At 64.3% G+C, this 19,079-nt stretch carries 6 protein-coding genes; 4 read left to right on the top strand and 2 right to left on the bottom strand.

Going from position 1 to position 19,079, the window contains the following annotated elements; genetic code table 11:
• Window positions 1–183 precede the first annotated feature (183 nt).
• The 3 genes from C4J89_RS27000 to C4J89_RS11935 all read left to right on the top strand — a co-directional run bounded on the left by C4J89_RS27000 (window position 184) and on the right by C4J89_RS11935 (window position 4,251).
• A complete protein-coding gene (locus C4J89_RS27000; protein WP_177413009.1) occupies window positions 184–1,488 on the top strand; it encodes a hypothetical protein in 1,305 nt (434 codons plus the stop codon).
• Between the two features lie 162 nt (window positions 1,489–1,650).
• Window positions 1,651–3,006 carry an MATE family efflux transporter gene (locus tag C4J89_RS11930; protein WP_124362543.1) on the top strand — a complete coding sequence of 452 codons (1,356 nt, stop codon included), beginning with the start codon at window positions 1,651–1,653 and terminating at the stop codon, window positions 3,004–3,006.
• A 39-nt stretch (window positions 3,007–3,045) separates the two neighbouring features.
• The gene (locus tag C4J89_RS11935; RefSeq protein ID WP_124414502.1) at window positions 3,046–4,251 is read left to right on the top strand and encodes an MFS transporter; all 1,206 of its coding nucleotides are present in this window, start codon (window positions 3,046–3,048) and stop codon (window positions 4,249–4,251) included.
• Here C4J89_RS11935 and C4J89_RS11940 read toward each other — a convergent pair.
• Both C4J89_RS11940 and C4J89_RS11945 read right to left on the bottom strand, forming a co-directional pair.
• Entirely contained in the window at window positions 4,218–4,583 is a 366-nt protein-coding gene (locus C4J89_RS11940) for a type II toxin-antitoxin system HicB family antitoxin (protein WP_124362545.1), read from the bottom strand. The genes C4J89_RS11935 and C4J89_RS11940 overlap by 34 nt on opposite strands.
• A complete protein-coding gene (locus tag C4J89_RS11945; protein ID WP_124414503.1) occupies window positions 4,580–4,831 on the bottom strand; it encodes a type II toxin-antitoxin system HicA family toxin in 252 nt (83 codons plus the stop codon). The genes C4J89_RS11940 and C4J89_RS11945 overlap by 4 nt, the downstream gene beginning before the upstream one ends.
• Before the next feature lie 209 nt (window positions 4,832–5,040).
• Between C4J89_RS11945 and C4J89_RS11950 the strand changes: the two genes are divergently transcribed.
• Window positions 5,041–19,077, top strand: a complete 14,037-nt coding sequence (locus tag C4J89_RS11950) for a non-ribosomal peptide synthase/polyketide synthase (RefSeq protein ID WP_124414504.1) — start codon at window positions 5,041–5,043, stop codon at window positions 19,075–19,077.
• The last annotated feature ends 2 nt before the right edge of the window (window positions 19,078–19,079 follow it).

The following is a 19,079-nucleotide window of genomic DNA, read 5'->3' on the forward strand; positions in this document are numbered from 1 at the left end:
AAATGCCATTCTTTTTCGCATCGTTGCACAGGCTTTTACTTTGCGTGCGACGGTAAATTCCTTGCGTGTAACTGCATGTTTATTTGGAACTGCACTGTTTTCGGTTGCCACCAAGAGGTAGCTGAATCGAGGGCTTACTGGCCTGGTTAAGCAGTTGTTACGTCCAAGACATGAGGTGTTGCAATGAATCCTAACTTCAACCAGCCGCTCTATTCGCCTCCACCCGCACAGAGCTTCGGATATACCCCTGCCGACTATGAGCGCAAGGCTACTGCGAACATGCCGAGCAACATGACCAGCATTTATTCCAATTCGGCAGTCGCAGAGTTGCTGCTACGCAATTTTGAATACTTCTCGTCTGGAGCTGCTTTCGTTACGCGAGACTCGCTTATTGACTTTGCCAATCGTCCACTGGTAGACGGTGGTTACCATGATCAGATGACGTTGCTTGCCAGGGATATATTGGGCAGGGGCGACCTCCCACGCCTCTTTGATGGCGTTCAGAACGGCGGGCAGGAAGACGGGCTGATCAACCAAGAGGATGTAGAGCTAGCCATCAACCAGTTAGCTCAGCAAGGCGCACGTGGCTATCGGTCACCGGGTTATAACGGCGCGATGCAACAGCCAACAGGGGAGTTTGGCGCGCGCTATACCAGCGCGATGCAGCAACAGAGAGTCAACCAGCAGTTTGCTCCTGCGTTCTGCGAACGGCCTTTCTCCAATGGGCCGCGCGGCATGGAAGGCTGGGACGCGTCGCCACCTGCACCACGAGCGTTCGGGGCGCAGCAGCCGTTCTATGCGGGGATGCCAGTCAGTCAGCAGTGGAACCCCACGACGACAGGGCAGCGACCGTATGCGAATGACAGTAACGAAGCCTTATCGGCCAAAGTGCTCTCCCATTTCAGCAACCTGCAAGACCCCTCAACGGGGACGATCACTGACGCGTCACTGAGTGCTGCAGCGTCGGGATACGCTCTGGATGGTCGGCCTATCAGCGCGGCGGATGCCGCTATCGCGCAGGAGCTGCTGGAGCGGGGCCAACTGTTCAAGACCCTTGATCAAGGCCGCACTGGCACACTTGACGGCAGTATTGCCCGGCAGGATCTGGGCGATGCAGCGAGTGAGTACCGCACAAATAGCAACGCCGAACTTCTGCAGGCCGTGAAAGATAATTTCAGGCAGTTTACCGCCGGTGGGACTGATGATTATGTCAATGTCAATGAGTTGAAAGAGGCGGCGGGTCTTATTCCGTCCGACCGAACGTTCAGCCCGCAAGCGCGCGAAGTGGCCTTGGAGTTGCTCAATCGTCCGGGATTATTGCGCGAGTTGGATATCGGCGTTCGGGAAGACGGTACGCCAGGCGCTGAAGATAAACGTTTCGACATGGTTAACATCGACCATATGATCAAGAAAGAGTCCTCCCCAGAGCGCGCCAAGCCTGACGCCAGCGCATCTGTGGGTAATTACTCCGTGGCTGCGGGTGGCTAGTATCGACTGAGCGCCAACGGCTGCTTCCGGTGACTCAGGTAGCAGCCGTCGGTGCTTGAGGCTTGTGCAGTGGGATCGTCATGTCGGCGTAGCATTCGCGGTTCAGCGCCAATAGACTCAAGCGATTGACGACACCACCGAGACCCAGGGCCCCGAATCATCATGGAAGTCATCCAACAACGACCGCTGTGGCAGGTCTATCTGTTTTTTCTGGCACCGATGGTGCTGTCCAACTTTCTGCAAAGCTTTTCCGGCACGCTCAACGGTATCTATGTCGGGCAGATGCTGGGTACCCACGCGCTGGCGGCGGTGTCGGGCATGTTCCCCATCGTGTTTTTCTTCATTGCTCTGGTGATTGGCCTGGGGGCTGGCGCCTCGGTGTTGATCGGCCAGGCCTGGGGCGCCCGGGAGACGGGAATGGTCAAGGTGATCACCGGCGCCACGCTGACCCTCGGCGCGCTGGTGGGCCTGGTTGCCGCCCTGCTTGGCAGCCTGTTGGCTCGCCCCGCGCTGCAGGCGTTGGGAACCCCTGTCGATGTGCTTGACGATGCGGTGGGCTACGCCCAAGTGATGATGCTGATCATGCCGCTGCTGCTGGTATTCATTCTTTATACCCAGTTGCTGCGCGGCGTCAGCGATACCGTTTCACCGTTGTTGGCCTTGATGGTGTCGACCCTGGTGGGTTTGCTGCTGACGCCAGCGCTGATTCGCGGCTGGATCGGCCTGCCGCCCATGGGCATCCAGAGTGCGGCGTACGCGGGGCTGGCGGGGAATGCCTTGGCAATGCTGTTTCTGATCCTGCGCCTGCGCCACAAAAACTCGGTGATGGCGCCGGATCGCGACATGCTCGCCGCCTTGCGCCTGGACCGGGTGATCCTCGGCAAGGTCCTGCGCATCGGCCTGCCGACAGGCCTGCAGATGGTGGTGCTGTCGTTGTCGGAACTGGTCATCCTGGCGCTGGTCAACGGCCACGGTTCCCAGGCGACGGCGGCGTACGGCGCGGTGACGCAGATCGTCAACTACGTGCAGTTTCCGGCGCTGTCGATTGCTATCACCGCCTCGATCCTGGGGGCCCAGGCGATTGGCGCCGGGCGCCTGGAGCGCATCGGGCCTATCCTGCGCACCGGGCTGTTGATCAACACCGCCCTTACCGGTGGCCTGATCGTGCTCGGCTATGGGCTATCGCATTGGCTGCTGGGGCTGTTCATCACCGACGCCGCCGCGCGCGTCAACGCTGAGCACCTGTTGCACATCATGTTGTGGAGCATCCTGGTGTTCGGTTTCCAGGCCGTTATCGGCGGGATCATGCGCGCCAGCGGTGTGGTGTTGATACCGGTCGCCATCTCGATTTTCTGTGTGCTATGCGTGGAATTGCCGGTGGCCTACCTGTTCAATGCGCATTTTGGCCTCGAAGGCGTGTGGATGGCGTTTCCGGTGACTTACCTGGCGATGCTGGTGCTGCAGACCGCGTATTACCGCCTGGTATGGCGGCACAAGCAGATCAAGCGGCTGCTGTGATAAAAGGTTGCCCACCCAAGCAGAGAAGGCGCTTTATCGATGGCTAACCCTTACGCCGAGCTGTTCCAGGTGCCAGGCGCTCGCGCTTTTGTGCTGGCGGGCATGCTGGCACGCATGCCGATCTCCATGACCGGGATTGGCCTGATCACTATGCTCTCGCAGGTGCATGGCGGTTACGGCCTGGCGGGTTCGGTGGCGGCGGTATTCGCGTTGGCCACCGCGTTTTGCGCACCGCAGGTGTCGCGCCTGGTGGACCGCTACAGCCAGGGCAAGGTGCTGCCCATTGCGGCGTCGATCGGTGGCGGCGCGTTGTTGATGGTGTTGCTGTGCACGCGTTTGCGGGCGCCAGGCTGGACGTTGTTCCTGTTCGCCGCATTGGCCGGCTGCATGCCCAATATGTCGGCGATGGTGCGGGCGCGCTGGACCGAGCTGTACCGTGGCCAGCCCAAGCTGCACACCGCATTTGCCCTGGAGTCGGTGCTCGATGAAGTGTGCTTCATCATCGGCCCGCCCATTTCCGTCGGCCTCAGTGTGGTGCTGTTCCCCGAGGCCGGGCCTTTGGTGGCGGCCATATTGCTGGCGGTGGGTGTGACCACTTTCGTATTGCAACGCGCTACTGAACCGCCGGTGCATGCACGTCATGACCACCAGGGGCGCTGGTTGATCGCCTCGCCGTCGGTGCTGATCCTTATGACCCTGTTGCTCGCCATGGGTGTGATCGTCGGTGTGGTGGATGTGGTCAGTGTCGCGTTCGCCCAGCAGGCGGGCCACCCGACGGCAGCCAGTATTGTGTTGTCGGTCTACGCCATCGGTTCCTGCCTGGCAGGCTTGGCCTTCGGCATGCTCAAGCTCAAGGCGCCGCTGCCCCGGCAGTTTCTGTACTGCGGCGTGGCCACGGCGGTGACGACGTTGCCATTGTTGTTGGTGACCGACATTCCGGGGCTGGCCGTGGCGATCTTTATCTCCGGGCTGTTCTTCGCCCCAACCCTGATCGTGTCCATGGCGCTGGTGGAGCAAGTCGTCCCACCCAGCCGCCTCACCGAAGGCATGACCTGGCTGATCACCGGCCTGAGCATCGGGGTGGCCATCGGCGCCGCCAGCTCCGGCTGGATGATTGACCACTTTGGCGCCGCCAGCGGGTTCTGGGTGGCACTGGCGGCGGGGCTGGTCGTGTTGGGTTCGGCGGTGCTGGGGTATCGGCGGTTGGGCAGTCAGCCAGTCGCCGCGCAAGGCTGCGGGAAATGATGGTGTAGAAACTCATCCAGCGCCTGGCGTGTCAGGTCGTTCAACGTCACTTTCTTGCGGTTCGCCGCCAACGCTGCCGCCAGATGCAGGTCATGGCCGACGCGTACGTTGAACGAGCCCTTGCATGGCTTTTCAGGAGTTTGCCCGAGCGACTGGCAGGTGGCGAGGTAATCGTCCACCGCCTCTTGGAAGGCCGCGTCCAACTCTGCGACGGTTTTGCCTTCGTAGCTCACCAGGGCCTTGATGAACAGGATTTTGCCGAACAGGCAGTTGTCCTCGAGGCTGGCTTCGATGGAGCCGATGTAGCCTTTGTGTTTCAGCTGGTTGTTCACTGAATCAGTTCTCCTGATTTCAATTGTTCGATGATTTGGCGCCGAATGTAGTGTTTCAGTTCGTTGCCGGGGTAAGGCTTGTGCAAGGTGATCATTGCATTGGGGTCGCCAATGTCGAATTTGACCCGGCTTCCAGCCTCTTCAATCTGGGTGTAACCCAGTCGACTTAACAGGGTTACGAGTTCAGACCAGGTGAATGCCATGTGCTCATTGAGCAGTTTGGCGAGCAGCTTTTCATTTTTGGACACGGCGTTCCCTGCGTGTAACTAAATTTAGTTGCAAAAAGTGGTGTACGTCAATGCTAGCTCGGTCTGATGCGTCTTTCCCAAGATTGATGTAACCCGTGATGACACCTCGCTTGCAGGCCCCCATTGCTCGCTAATTTTTCCCTCTGCGGTTCGTTTTATAGGGACGACGTGCCTTTGTGCTTCCTGCCTATTGCTCCGGACTCCAACAAATGAATGCTGAAGACTCCTTGAAACTTGCTCGCCGGTTTATCGGGTTGCCCCTGGAAAAACGCCAAGTGTTCCTGCAGGCCTTGCAGAAAGAAGGCGTGGATTTTTCCCGGTTTCCGATTCCGGCGGGGGTTGAGGCCGAGGATCGCCAGGCGCTGTCCTACGCGCAGCAACGCATGTGGTTTCTCTGGCAGTTGGATCCGGCCAGCGGCGCCTACAACCTGCCCGGCGCCGTACGCTTGAAAGGCGCGCTCAGCCTCGACGCCCTGGAACAAGCGTTCGCCAGCCTGGTGGCGCGTCACGAAACCTTGCGCACGGTGTTTCAGCGTCAAGCGGATGAGCGTCTGGCGCAGGTTTCAATCGAGCCGTCGTTGGCCATCGAGCACCTGGACTTGAGCACCCTGGCGCCCGTTGACCGTGAGCAGGCGGTCAACGCGGCAGCGACGCGTCAGTCGCTACTGCCATTCGACCTCGAGCATGGCCCGCTGCTGCGCGTGCAGCTGCTCAGGCTCGACGAACACGAGCACGTGCTGCTGCTGACCTTGCACCACATCGTCTCCGACGGTTGGTCGATGAATGTGTTGATCGACGAGTTCATCCGTTGCTATGACGCCCACGAGCGCAACGAGGCGCCACAATTGCCGGCGCTGGCGATCCAGTACAGTGACTACGCCCTGTGGCAGCGCCGCTGGCTGGAGGCCGGCGAACAGGCGCGCCAGTTGGCGTATTGGCAGGCGCGCCTGGGCGATGAACATCCGGTTCTGGAGCTGCCGACCGACCGTCCACGCCCGGCCATGCCAAGTTACCAGGGCACTCGCCATGCCTTCGAGATCGACCCGGCGCTGGCCACGCAACTGCGCGTGTGCGCGCAAAAGCACAACGTCACCTTGTTCATGCTGCTGCTCGGTGCCTTCAACGTGTTGCTGCATCGTTATACGGGGCAGGACGACATTCGTGTCGGCGTGCCCATCGCCAACCGCAACCGCACTGAAGTCGAAGGCTTGATCGGCTTCTTCGTCAACACCCAGGTACTGCGCACCGAGCTGACCGGCCAAACCCGCATTACCGAACTGCTGCAAGGCATCAAGGAGCACGCCCTGGGCGCCCAGGCCCATCAGGAATTGCCGTTCGAACGCTTGGTCGACGCCTTGAGCGTCGAGCGTAGCCTCAGCCATACGCCGCTGTTCCAGGTGATGTACAACCATCAACCGGTGGTGGCGGATATCGCTTCTGTCAGCACCGCCTCCGGCCTGGAACTGGCCCTGGTGGAATGGCAAGGCCGCACCACCCAGTTCGACCTCACCCTCGACACCTATGAAAAATCCGGCACCTTGCATGCCGCGCTGACCTACGCCAACGACCTGTTCGACGCGACCTCCATCCAGCGCATGGCGCGCCATTGGACCCGCCTGTTGCAGGCGATGGTGGCGGACGCTGAACAGCGCATCGGTGAGCTGCCGATGCTGGACGCCGACGAGCTACAACTGCTGGTCAAGACCCGGAACCACACGGCCACGCCGTACCCCACCGAACGCGCGATCCATCACTTGATTGAAGACCAGGCGCAACGCACGCCTGATGCGCCAGCGCTGGTGTTCGGTGAGCTGACCCTGACGTATGCCCAGCTTGACGCGCGCGCCAACCGGTTGGCCCATGCATTGCGCGCACAAGGCATCGGCCCGGACGTGCTGGTGGGCATCTGTGTCGAGCGTTCCATTGAAATGGTCGTGGGCCTGCTGGCAATTCTCAAGGCGGGCGGCGCCTACGTCCCGCTGGACCCGGAATACCCCGAGGAGCGCCTGGCGTACATGATCGACGACAGCGGCATCAGGCTGCTGCTCAGCCAGCAAAGCCTGCTGGCACGGCTGCCGACCGCAGGCCTCCAGGTGATTGCCCTGGATCAGCCAGCGAACTGGCTCGATGGCTACAGCACCGCAGCCCCGAACGTCAGCCTGCATGGGCTGAACCTGGCCTACGTGATCTACACCTCGGGTTCCACCGGGAAACCCAAGGGCGCCGGTAACAGCCACCGCGCACTGGTCAACCGCCTGTGCTGGATGCAGCAGGCCTATGCGCTCGATGGCGGTGACGCGGTGCTGCAGAAAACCCCGTTCAGCTTCGACGTTTCCGTGTGGGAGTTTTTCTGGCCGCTGATGACGGGCGCGCGCCTGGTGGTTGCCGCGCCGGGCGAACACCGTGAACCGGCCCGCCTGATCGAGACCATCGGCCGGCACGCCATCACCACCGTGCACTTTGTGCCGTCAATGTTGCAGGCGTTTATCCATGAGCCCGGCGTGGAGGCCTGCGCCAGCCTCACGCGCATTGTCTGCAGTGGCGAAGCCTTGCCGTTGGACGCGCAACGCCAAGTGTTCGCCAAGCTGGCGAATACGGCCTTGTACAACCTTTACGGCCCGACCGAAGCAGCAATCGACGTCACCCACTGGACCTGCATCGACGAAGGCGCCGACAGCGTGCCCATCGGCCGGCCGATCGCCAACCTCGGCACCTACGTGCTGGATGCCCAGCTCAATCCGGTTGCGGCTGGCGTCTCGGGCGAGCTGTACCTCGGCGGCACCGGCCTGGCGCGCAGTTACCATCGCCGCCCGGCGCTGACGGCCGAGCGCTTTGTGCCAAGCCCGTTCGTGGCCGGCGAGCGCCTGTATCGTACCGGTGACCGTGTGCGCCAGCGCGGCGACGGGGTGATCGAATACCTTGGCCGCCTCGACCATCAGGTCAAGCTGCGCGGCTTGCGCATCGAACTGGGTGAGATCGAAACGCGCCTGATGCAGCACCCAACGGTGCGCGAAGCGGTGGTAGTGGTACACGGCGGCAAGCAGTTGGTGGCTTACCTGGTGCTTGAACGCGACGCACCGACCGACCTCAAGGCCTGGCTGCTTGGCAGCCTGCCGGAATACATGGTGCCAAGCCACTTCATCACGCTTGCCAAACTGCCGGTGACCGCCAACGGCAAGCTCGACCGCAAGGCGCTGCCACTGCCGGACGCCACGGCGCAGCAGGCCTTTGCTGCCCCGGAAAATACCGTGCAACAAGCCCTGGCCGCGATCTGGAGCGACGTGCTGGGCATTCAGGCTGTCGGCCTGGACGACAACTTTTTCGCGCTGGGCGGCGATTCGATCATCTCCATTCAGGTGGTCAGCCGGGCCCGCCAGGCCGGTATCCGCCTCAGTCCGCGCGACCTGTTCCAGTACCAGAGTGTGCGCAGCCTGGCGCTGGTGGCGGGCGTCGACGAACTGAGCGAAGTCGATCAGGGGCCGGTCAGCGGTGAGGTCATCCTCACGCCGGTGCAGCAGGGCTTTTTCGCCCAGGCCATCCCGGCGCGTCACCATTGGAACCAGTCGTTGCTGCTGACCCCGCGTGAACCACTGCAGCCCGCTCGGCTCGACGCGGCCGTGATGCAAGTGGTCCGGCATCACGATGCCCTGCGCCTGCGCTTCGTGGCGCAGGCTGAAGGGTGGCAACAGCACCACGCCGCTGCGGTCGATGCATCGCTGCTGTGGCAGGCCCAGGCCGACACCGACGCCGAATTGGCCGCGCTGTGTGAAAAGGCCCAGCGCAGCCTTGACCTGGAGCACGGCCCGTTGCTGCGCGCCGCCCTGGTCGAGATGGCCGACGGCACCCAGCGGTTGCTGCTGGTGGTGCATCACCTGGTGGTGGATGGCGTGTCCTGGCGCATTCTGCTGGAAGACCTGCAACAGGCGTATCGCGAGCAGCGGTTGCCGGCAAAGACCAGCGCCTATCAGCACTGGGCGCACCGGCTGCAGGAGCGGGCGCACGTTCTCGAGCACCAACTGGCGTACTGGCAGGCGCAATCGGTCGATGCCGAGTTGCCGTGTGATCATCCTGAAGGCGGCCTGCAGCATCGCCTGGGCGTCAAGCTGGAAACGCGCCTCGACGCCGAGCACACGCGCCAGTTGCTGCAAGAGGCGCCGGCGGCCTATCGCACCCAGGTCAATGACCTGTTGCTCACCGCCCTGGCGCGCGTGGTCAGCCGTTGGAGCGCTCAGCCCGCCGCGCTGATCCAGCTGGAAGGGCATGGCCGCGAAGACCTGTTCGACGGCATCGACCTGACGCGCACCGTCGGCTGGTTCACCAGCCTGTTTCCGCTGCGCCTGCAAGCGGACGGCGAGTTGGCCGGCGCGATCAAGGCGGTCAAGGAACAACTGCGTGCAGTCCCCGACAAGGGTCTGGGCTATGGCCTGCTGCGCTACCTCGGCGCGCCCGGAGCCCGCGAATCCCTGGCCGGCCTGGCCGTGCCGCGCATTACCTTCAACTATCTGGGGCAGTTCGATCGCCAGTTCGATGAATCGGCACTGTTTGTACCGGCCGCCGAGGGCAGCGGCCAGGCCCAGGACCTCGAGACACCGCTGGCCAATTGGCTGACGGTGGAAGGGCAGGTGTATGGCGGTGAATTGGCGCTGCAGTGGGGCTTCAGTCGCGAGATGTACGAGGCGGCGACCATCCAGCGCCTGGCGGACGACTTCGCCTGTGAGCTCAAGGCCGTGATTGCCCATTGCTGTGCCACACCGGCCGGGCAGGTCACGCCATCGGATTTCCCCCTGGCACAGGTCACTCAGGCGCAACTGGATGGATTGCCGGTGGCCGGGCCGGCCATCGCCGACCTGTACCCGCTGTCGCCGATGCAGCAGGGCATGCTGTTCCACACCCTGCTGGCGCCGGAGGCCCAGGCCTATATCAACCAGTTGTGCGTCGACATCGACGGCCTCGATCTGCTGGCGTTCGGGCGCGCCTGGCAGGCCGCGCTGGACCGTCACGACATCCTGCGCAGCAGCTTCCATTGGCTGGGCCTGGACAGCGCCCATCAAGTGATCCGGCGCCAGGTCGACCTGCAGCTGCAGGTGATTGAAGACCCGAGTGCCGATCTGGATGCGCTGGCCCACGCCGAGCGTGAACGCGGTTTCGCACTCGATACCGCGCCGCTGTTTCGCCTGATGCTGGTGCGCGGCACGGGGGCGACCTGGCACCTGATTTTCACCAGTCACCACATTCTCATGGATGGCTGGAGCAACGCCCAGTTGCTCGGCGAGGTGCTCGCCCATTACGCCGGCCAGGCCGTGCCCGCACCGCTCGGGCAATTTCGCGATTACCTGGGCTGGCTGCAACGGCAAGGCAACGGCGAAGCGTTCTGGAAAGCCCAGCTGGCGCCGTTGCAGGCGCCGACCTTGCTGGCCCAAGCGCTGCGTACGCCGGTTGCGCCGGCAGGCACTGCCGACCATCACGTCGTGCTGGGCCGTGAGGTCACCCACACCCTCAGTGAGTTCGCCCGCCAATACAAAGTCACCCTCAACACCGTGCTGCAAGGGGCCTGGAGCCTGCTGCTGCAACGCTACACCGGCCAGGCGTGCGTGGCGTTCGGCGCCACCGTGGCCGGGCGTTCCGCGCCGTTGCCGGGGATCGAACAGCAGTTGGGCCTGTTCATCAACACCTTGCCGATCATCAGCGCCGCCTCGCCGGCACAATCGGCCATCAGTTGGCTCGGCGAGTTGCAAGCGCTGAACCTCAGCCTGCGCGATCACGAGCATGTGCCGCTCTACGACATCCAGGGCTGGGCTGGCCAGCCAGGCGCCGCGCTGTTCGACACCCTGCTGGTGTTCGAAAACTTCCCGGTGGCCGAAGCCTTGAAACAGGGTGCGCCGGCCGGGCTGAGCTTCGGGCCGTTGCATAACCATGAGCGCACGCATTATCCGCTGACCCTCGGCATCGAACTGGGTGACAGCCTGCGCCTGGAATTCAGCTACGACCGGGCGCACTTCAGCCAAGCCCAGGTCATCCGCCTGAGCGACAACCTGCAGTATCTGCTCGCGCAATTCCTCGCGGACGCGCAAAGCCCCCTGGGCAACCTGCGTCTGCTCGACGCCAGCGCCCAGCGCGACGTGCTTGCCCTCAGCCAATTGCCCGCAGCCACCCAGCCTCACCAGCGCGCCCATCAACGCATCGCTGCCCAGGCCCAGGCCACGCCGAACGCACTGGCGGTGCAGGCTGGCAGCGAACGCCTCAGCTATGCCCAACTCAACGCCCGCGCCAACCGCCTGGCCCATCGCCTGCTGGAATGCGGCGTCGGCCCCGGTCAGCGCGTGGGCCTCGCGTCCCGTCGTGGCCCGCAGTTGATCGTCAGCCTGCTGGCGGTGCTCAAGAGCGGCGCGGCCTATGTGCCGCTGGACCCGAAATACCCGGCCGAGCGCCTGGCCTACATGCTGGCGGACAGCCGCCTCGATCTGCTGCTCAGCGAAACCGGCCTGCTGGCCGACTTGCCATTGCCCGCAGGGCTGAGCCGCATCGACTTCAGCGCCGGCGGTGATGAATTGGCCAGCTACCCTGCGACCAATCCGCCCAACCACGCGGCGGCGGCAGACCTGGCCTATGTGATCTACACCTCCGGCTCCACCGGCCAGCCCAAAGGCGTGGCCATCGACCATGCCGCTCTCGACCAGTTCTGCGACAGCGCCGCGGTGTACAGCCAACTGAGCGGCCAGGACCGCGTGCTGCAATTTGCGACCTTCAGTTTCGACGGCTTTGTCGAGCAGTGCTACCCGCCGCTGTGCGTGGGCGCGGCGCTGATCATGCGCGGCGATGAACTGTGGGACGCCGGGCAACTGGCGCGAGAAATCGTCGAGCAGGGCGTGACCCTGGCCGACTTGCCCGCCGCCTACTGGTACTTGCTGGCCAAGGAATGCGCCGTGCACCGCCGCCCCCTGGGCCAGCTGCGCCAGGTGCATGTGGGCGGTGAGGCCATGTCCGTGGAAGGCCTGCGCGCCTGGCATGCCGCCGGGTTGGGCGGTGTGCGGCTGGTCAACACGTACGGGCCGACCGAGGCGACGGTGGTGTCCAGCGTGCACGATTGCCGGTTGGCTGATGCCAGCGATGCGTTCGGCGTGCCGATTGGGCGCGCGATTGCAGGGCGCTCGCTCTACGTGCTCGACAGCGCTTTCGAACTGCAGGCGACCGATGGCGTGGGCGAGTTGTGCATTGGTGCCGAGGCCGGCCTGGCCCAAGGCTATTTCGACCGCCCGGCGCTGACCGCCGAGCGCTTCCTGCCCGACCCGTTTGCCGCTGTCCCCGGTGCGCGGCTCTACCGCAGCGGCGACCTGGCCCGTTACAACGAGGAGGGTGTGCTGGAATACGTCGGGCGCATCGACCACCAGGTGAAGATTCGCGGCTTGCGTATCGAAATGGGCGAAATCGAAGCCAGCCTGCAAGCCTTGCCGCAGGTGCGTGAAGCAGCGGTGCATGCGCTGCCGAGCGCCACGGGCACGCAATTGGTCGCCTACGTGGTAGCCGCCGAAGGCCATGTGCTGGAGACACAGGCACTGGCGAGCCGTTTGCGCCAGTCGCTGCCGGACTACATGGTGCCTGGGCAGTGGGTGGTGCTCGAGGCGTTGCCCTTGAACACCAACGGCAAGCTCGACCGCCGCGCACTGCCGGCGCCGGACCTGAACCTGCACGCCCCGGCCTACGTGGCGCCCCACAGCCCGCTGCAAATCCAGCTCGCGGCGATCTGGCAAGCGGTGTTGCAGGTTGAGCGCGTCGGCCTGGACGATCACTTCTTTGAACGCGGTGGTCATTCGTTGCTGGCCACCCAGGTGATCTCACGGGTGCGGCATGCGCTCAAGCTGGAAGTGCCGCTGCGCGCGCTGTTCGAACAGCCGACCCTGCGCGCATTTGCCGACGCTTGCGCGGCGTTGCAGATGAGCACGGCGCAGCCGTTGCTGGCGCTGGAACGCGGCCGGCCGCTGGCGTTGTCCTTCGCCCAGGAACGCCAATGGTTCCTCTGGCAGTTGGACCCCGCCAGCGCGGCCTATCACGTACCCGTCGCCCTGCACCTGCGCGGCCAACTGGACCGCGCCGCACTGGAGCAGGCGTTCCAGGCCCTGGTACAGCGCCATGAGCCGCTGCGCACCACCTTTGTGGAGCAAGGCGAGCACACTTTGCAAGTCATTCATCCGCACCTGGCGCTGACCATCGAGCAGCAGCGCGTCGATGTGGCGGCTATCGAACAGGCGGTGGCCGAGGAAATCCAGCGCCCGTTCGACCTGCGCAACGGCCCGCTGATGCGGGTTAAAGTGCTCGACGTCGCGCCAGAGCATCATGTGCTGGTGATCACCCAGCACCACATCATCTCCGACGGTTGGTCGATGCAAGTGATGGTCGATGAGCTGGTGGCGCTCTATCAGGGCGACGACGCCTTGCCGGCGTTGCCGATCCAGTACGCCGACTATGCCCAGTGGCAACGTGACTGGATGGCGGCCGGGGAAACACAGCGCCAGCTCGATTACTGGTGCGCGCGCCTGGGCAGTGAGCACCCGGTGCTGGCGCTGCCCCTGGACCACCCGCGTCCGGCGGTGCAAAGCCATCGGGGCGCGCGCCGGCAGATCCATCTGGACCGCGCGCTGGTGGCCGAGCTCAAGGCGTTGGCCCAGCGTCAGGACGTGACCTTGTTCATGCTCCTGCTGGCCTCGTTCCAGACCTTGCTGCATCGCTACAGCGGCCAATCCGAGATCCGCGTCGGCGTACCGATCGCCAACCGTACGCGCCTGGAAACCGAGCGACTGGTCGGTTTCTTCGTCAACACCCAGGTACTGCAGGCGCAGTTGCATGGGCAAATGCCTTTCGAACAGTTATTGGCCCAGGTCAAGCGCCGTGCCCTGGAGGCCCAGGCGCATCAGGACCTGCCATTCGAGCAACTGGTCGAAGCCTTGCAGCCTGAGCGCAGTCTCAGCCACAACCCGCTGTTCCAGGTGATGTTCAACCATCAGGACAGCCTGCGCGCCGGCCCTGTGCACTTGCCGGGCCTGGCGTTGCAGGCGCTGGACTGGGCCGGGCACACCACCCAGTTCGATTTGAGCCTGGAAACCGAAGAATCCGCCGATGGCCTCTGGGCGTCGCTGACGTACGCCACCGACCTGTTCGAAGCGGCGACCCTGGAACGCCTGGCCGGGCATTGGCATAACCTGCTGCGCGCAGTGGTGAGCGATGCGTCCCAGGCGCTCGATGACCTGTCGATGCTCAGCGCGCCGCAATGGCAGCAGATGGTTGAAGACTGGAACCACACCTCATTCGACTATCCACGCGAGCAGTGCGTGCATCAGTTGTTCGAGGCCCAAGCCCTTGCCCAGCCGGAGGCCGTCGCACTGCGCTTCAATGGCGACCGCCTGAGCTACGCCGAACTCAACCGCCGGGCCAATCGCCTGGCGCATCGCTTGATTGCGACAGGCGTGGGCCCTGACGTGCTGGTGGCGGTGCATGTGGAGCGCTCCCTGGACATGGCGGTCAGCCTGTTGGCCACCCTCAAGGCCGGCGCTGCCTACGTGCCGCTCGACCCGCAGTTCCCGGCCGAGCGCCTGGCATTCATGCTCGACGACAGCGGCGCCCGGGTGCTGCTGACCCAGGCGCGGTTGCACGGTCAGTTGGCGCAGCCCGAGGGCCTGCAGGTGCTGCTGGTCGAGGATGAACCGGGAGCAGAACACAACCCGCAGGTTACGCTCACGCCGGAATACCTGGCCTACGTGATCTACACCTCCGGCTCCACCGGCAAGCCTAAAGGCGTGATGGTGCGGCACCAGGCGCTGTGCAGTTTTACCTGCGCCATGGCCGACAGCTTGTCCATCGGCGCTGATGCCCGCCTGTTGTCGTTGACCACGTTCTCGTTCGACATCTTCGCCCTGGAGCTCTACGTGCCGCTGAGTGTCGGCGCGACAGTGCTGCTGAGCGAGCAGGCCATGGCGCTCGACCCGGAAGCCATTCTCGACCTGGCCCACAGCCAAGCGGCCACGGTGCTGCAGGCCACGCCGTCGACCTGGCGCATGCTGCTCGACAGCCCGCGCGCGCAGCTGTTGCGCGGCGTCCAGTGCCTGTGCGGCGGCGAAGCGTTGCCGGCTGATCTGGCCCAGCGCCTGCTCGCTCTGCAAGGTCCGGTGTGGAACCTCTATGGGCCGACGGAAACCACCATCTGGTCGGCGGCCCATCGGCTGCACGAAGCGCAGCCTTTGGTCGGGCGGCCCATCGCCAACACCTCGCTGTTCATCCTCAATGCCGGGCTCACGCCATGCCCGCAAGGCGCGGCCGGTGAGCTGCTGATCGGCGGGGTCGGCCTGGCGCGTGGTTATCACGCACAGCCTGCGCTCACCGCCGAGCGTTTTGTGCCAGACCCGTTCGGTGCGCCCGGCGCACGCCTGTACCGCACCGGCGACCTGGCGCGTTACCGCGCAGACGGCGTGGTCGAGTACCTCGGCCGGGTCGATCATCAGGTCAAGGTGCGCGGTTTCCGTATTGAACTGGGTGAGATTGAAGCCTGCCTGCGTGACTGCCCAGGCGTGCGTGAAGCCGTGGTGCTGGCCGACAACGACCGCTTGATCGCCTACCTGGTGAGCTCCGCACCGGACGAACAACAGGCCTACAAAACCGCGTTGCGCGAGCGCCTGCCGGACTACATGGTGCCGGCGCACCTGCTGTTCCTCGACCGTCTGCCCCTGACCCCCAACGGCAAGCTCGACCGCAAGGCCTTGCCCAAGGTGGATGCCAGCCAACTGAGTAAAGGCCATCTGGCCCCCGTCACCTCGCGCGAACAACAGGTCGCGGCGATCTGGGCCGAGGTGCTGGACGTGCCGCAGGTAGGTCTCGACGATCACTTTTTCGAACTGGGCGGGCATTCCTTGCTGGCCACGCGGGTGGTGTCGCGGGTGCGTCAGGCCTTGGCCCTGGAAGTCGCGCTCAAGACCCTGTTCGAACAACCCCTGCTGGGTGACTTTGTGCGCGCACTGGGCGAGGAGGGCGTGACCGCGCCGGCGCTGCAGAGGGCCGACCGCACGCAACCCTTGCCGCTGTCTTACGCCCAGGAGCGCCAATGGTTCCTGTGGCAACTGGACCCGCACAGCATGGCCTACCACATCCCCAGTGCCTTGCGCTTGCATGGCCCACTGGACCAGGCCGCGCTGCAACGCAGCTTCGATACCTTGCTGGCGCGCCATGAAAGCCTGCGCACCCATCTGCGCCAGGAAGCCACGGGCGCGGTGCAAGTCATCGAAGCGCTGGGCCTGATCGATATCGACCGGGGCGCCTGTGCCTACGCCGACCTCAAGGGCGCTGTGGCGGCCGAAGTCGCACGCCCCTTCGATTTACTGCGCGGGCCGCTGTTGCGGGTCAAGTTGCTGCGCCTGGCTGAGGACGACCATGTGCTGGTGCTGGTGCAGCACCACATCGTCTCCGATGGCTGGTCGATGCAACTGATGGTCGAGGAACTGGTGCAGCTGTACGCCGCGTTCAGCCAGGGGCACACGCCGCACCTGCCGGCATTGCCGATCCAGTACGCCGACTATGCCGTGTGGCAACGCCAGTGGATGGAAGCCGGCGAGCAGACGCGTCAACTGGCTTACTGGCGCGAGCAGTTGGGCGGCGAGCAACCGGTGCTGGAGCTGCCGTTCGACTACCCGCGCCCGGCGCTGCCAAGCCATCGCGGCGCACGCCTGGGCATCGAGTTGGCGCCAGGGCTGCTGGACGGCCTGCGCACCTTGGCGCACAACGTCGGCGTCACGCTGCCGATGGTGCTGCTGGCGTCCTATCAGGCGCTGTTGCACCGCTACAGCGGCCAGGAAGACGTGCGCGTCGGCGTCCCGGTTGCCAACCGTAATCGCCTGGAAACCGAGGGTTTGATCGGCTTCTTCGTCAACACCCAAGTGCTCAAGGCCGATCTGCACGGGCAGATGAGCGTCGAGCAGTTGTTGAGCCAGGTGCGCCAGCGCTCCCTGGACGCCCAGGCCCATCAGGACCTGCCGTTCGAACAGCTGGTGCAGGCGTTGCAACCGGAGCGCAGCCTCAGCCTGAGCCCACTGTTCCAAGTGCTGTTCAACCACCGCGTGACGTCCGCCGCAAGCCAGTTGCACCAGCTGACCGACCTGCACATCGAAGTGCTGAGTTGGGACGAAGGCGTGGCCCAGTTCGACCTGGCGCTGGACGTCGAAGAAAGCCCGACGGCGGTGCATGCCTCCCTGAGCTATGCCACCGACCTGTTTGCGCCTGCCACCATCGCGCGCATGGCGGCGCATTGGCAGAACCTGCTACAGGCAATGGTCGCCGATCCACACCAACCCATCGGCCAGTTGCACCTGCTGGGTCAGCATGAGCAGCAACACATCCTGCAACTGTGGGACCGTACCGAATCCGGCTACTCGGCCCAGCGCCTGGTGCATGAGCTGGTCGCTGACCGTGCGCGGCAGACCCCGGATGCAGTGGCGGTGAAGTTCGATGCGCAAACCCTGAGTTACGCTGAGCTCGACGCCCAGGCCAACCGCCTGGCCCATGCGCTGATCGCCCGTGGCGTCGGCCCGGAAGTGCGGGTGGCCATCGCCATGCCGCGCAGTGCCGAGATCATGGTGGCCTTCCTCGCCGTGCTGAAGGCCGGGGGCGTGTACGTGCCATTGGATATCGAATACCCGCGTGATCGTTTGCTGTACATGATGCAGGACAGTCGTGCGCAACTGCTGCTCAGCCATACCCAGGCATTGGCGCAACTGCCGATACCGCAAGGGTTGGAGACCTTGGCGATTGACGCTACCGAGCAATGGGCGCACCTCAACGACAACGCGCCGAACGTGGTTCTGCACGGCGACAACCTCGCCTACGTGATCTACACCTCCGGTTCCACCGGCATGCCCAAGGGCGTGGCGGTGTCCCACGGGCCGTTGGTGGCGCACATCATCGCCACCGGCGAGCGCTATGAAACCAGCCCCGCCGATTGCGAACTGCACTTCATGTCGTTCGCCTTCGACGGTGCCCACGAAGGCTGGATGCACCCGCTGATCAACGGCGCCAGCGTGTTGATCCGTGACGACAGCCTGTGGTTGCCGGAATACACCTACGAACAAATGCACCGCCACCACGTGACCATGGCGGTGTTCCCACCGGTGTACCTGCAACAACTGGCCGAACATGCCGAGCGTGACGGCAACCCACCGGCGGTGCGCGTGTATTGCTTCGGCGGTGATGCGGTGGCGCAGGCCAGCTATGACTTGGCCTGGCGCGCACTGAAACCGACTTACCTGTTCAACGGCTATGGCCCCACCGAAACCGTGGTCACGCCGCTGCTGTGGAAGGCGCGCAAAGGCGACCCGTGCGGCGCGGTGTACGCGCCCATCGGCACCTTGCTCGGCAACCGCAGCGGCTACGTGCTCGATGCCCAGCTCAACCTGCAACCCATCGGCGTGGCCGGCGAGTTGTACCTGGGCGGCGAGGGCGTGGCCCGGGGTTATCTGGAACGCCCGGCGTTGACCGCCGAACGTTTCGTGCCGGACCCGTTCGGCCAGCCCGGCAGCCGTGTGTACCGCAGCGGCGACCTGACCCGCGGGCGCGCGGACGGGGTGGTGGACTACCTCGGCCGTGTCGACCATCAGGTCAAGATCCGCGGCTTCCGTATCGAATTGGGCGAAATCGAAGCGCGCCTGCGTGAGCAGGACAGCGTCGGCGAAACCGTGGTGGTGGCCCAGGAAGGCCCGACCGGCAAGCAGTTGGTGGCCTACGTGGTACCGGCCGATGCCAGCCTGGCCGACCAAGGCGAGTTCCGCGACACCCTGCGCCGCGCCCTGAAAAGCGGCCTGCCGGATTACATGGTGCCGGCGCACTTCGTGTTCCTCGCGCAGATGCCGTTGACCCCCAACGGCAAGCTCGACCGCAAGGGCCTGCCGCTACCCGACGCCAGCCAAATGCAGCAACGCTACGTGGCGCCGCAGACCGAACTGGAGCAGCAGATCGCCGCCATCTGGGCCGACGTGCTGCACCTGGCGCAAGTGGGCCTGGACGACAACTTCTTCGAAGTCGGCGGGCATTCCTTGCTGGCCATCCAGATCACCTCGCGGGTCCAGGCCGAGCTGGGCCTGGACGTACCGCTGATGGAACTGTTCCAGACCGAATCGCTGCGTGCCTATGTGCAGGCCGCAGCCACCTTCCGCGCCGGCAGCGAGGAAGATTTTGATGATCTTCGTGACTTTTTGAGCGAACTAGAGGCGATTTGAAC

This window comes from Pseudomonas sp. R4-35-07 (assembly GCF_003852235.1).
Lineage (GTDB): Bacteria > Pseudomonadota > Gammaproteobacteria > Pseudomonadales > Pseudomonadaceae > Aquipseudomonas.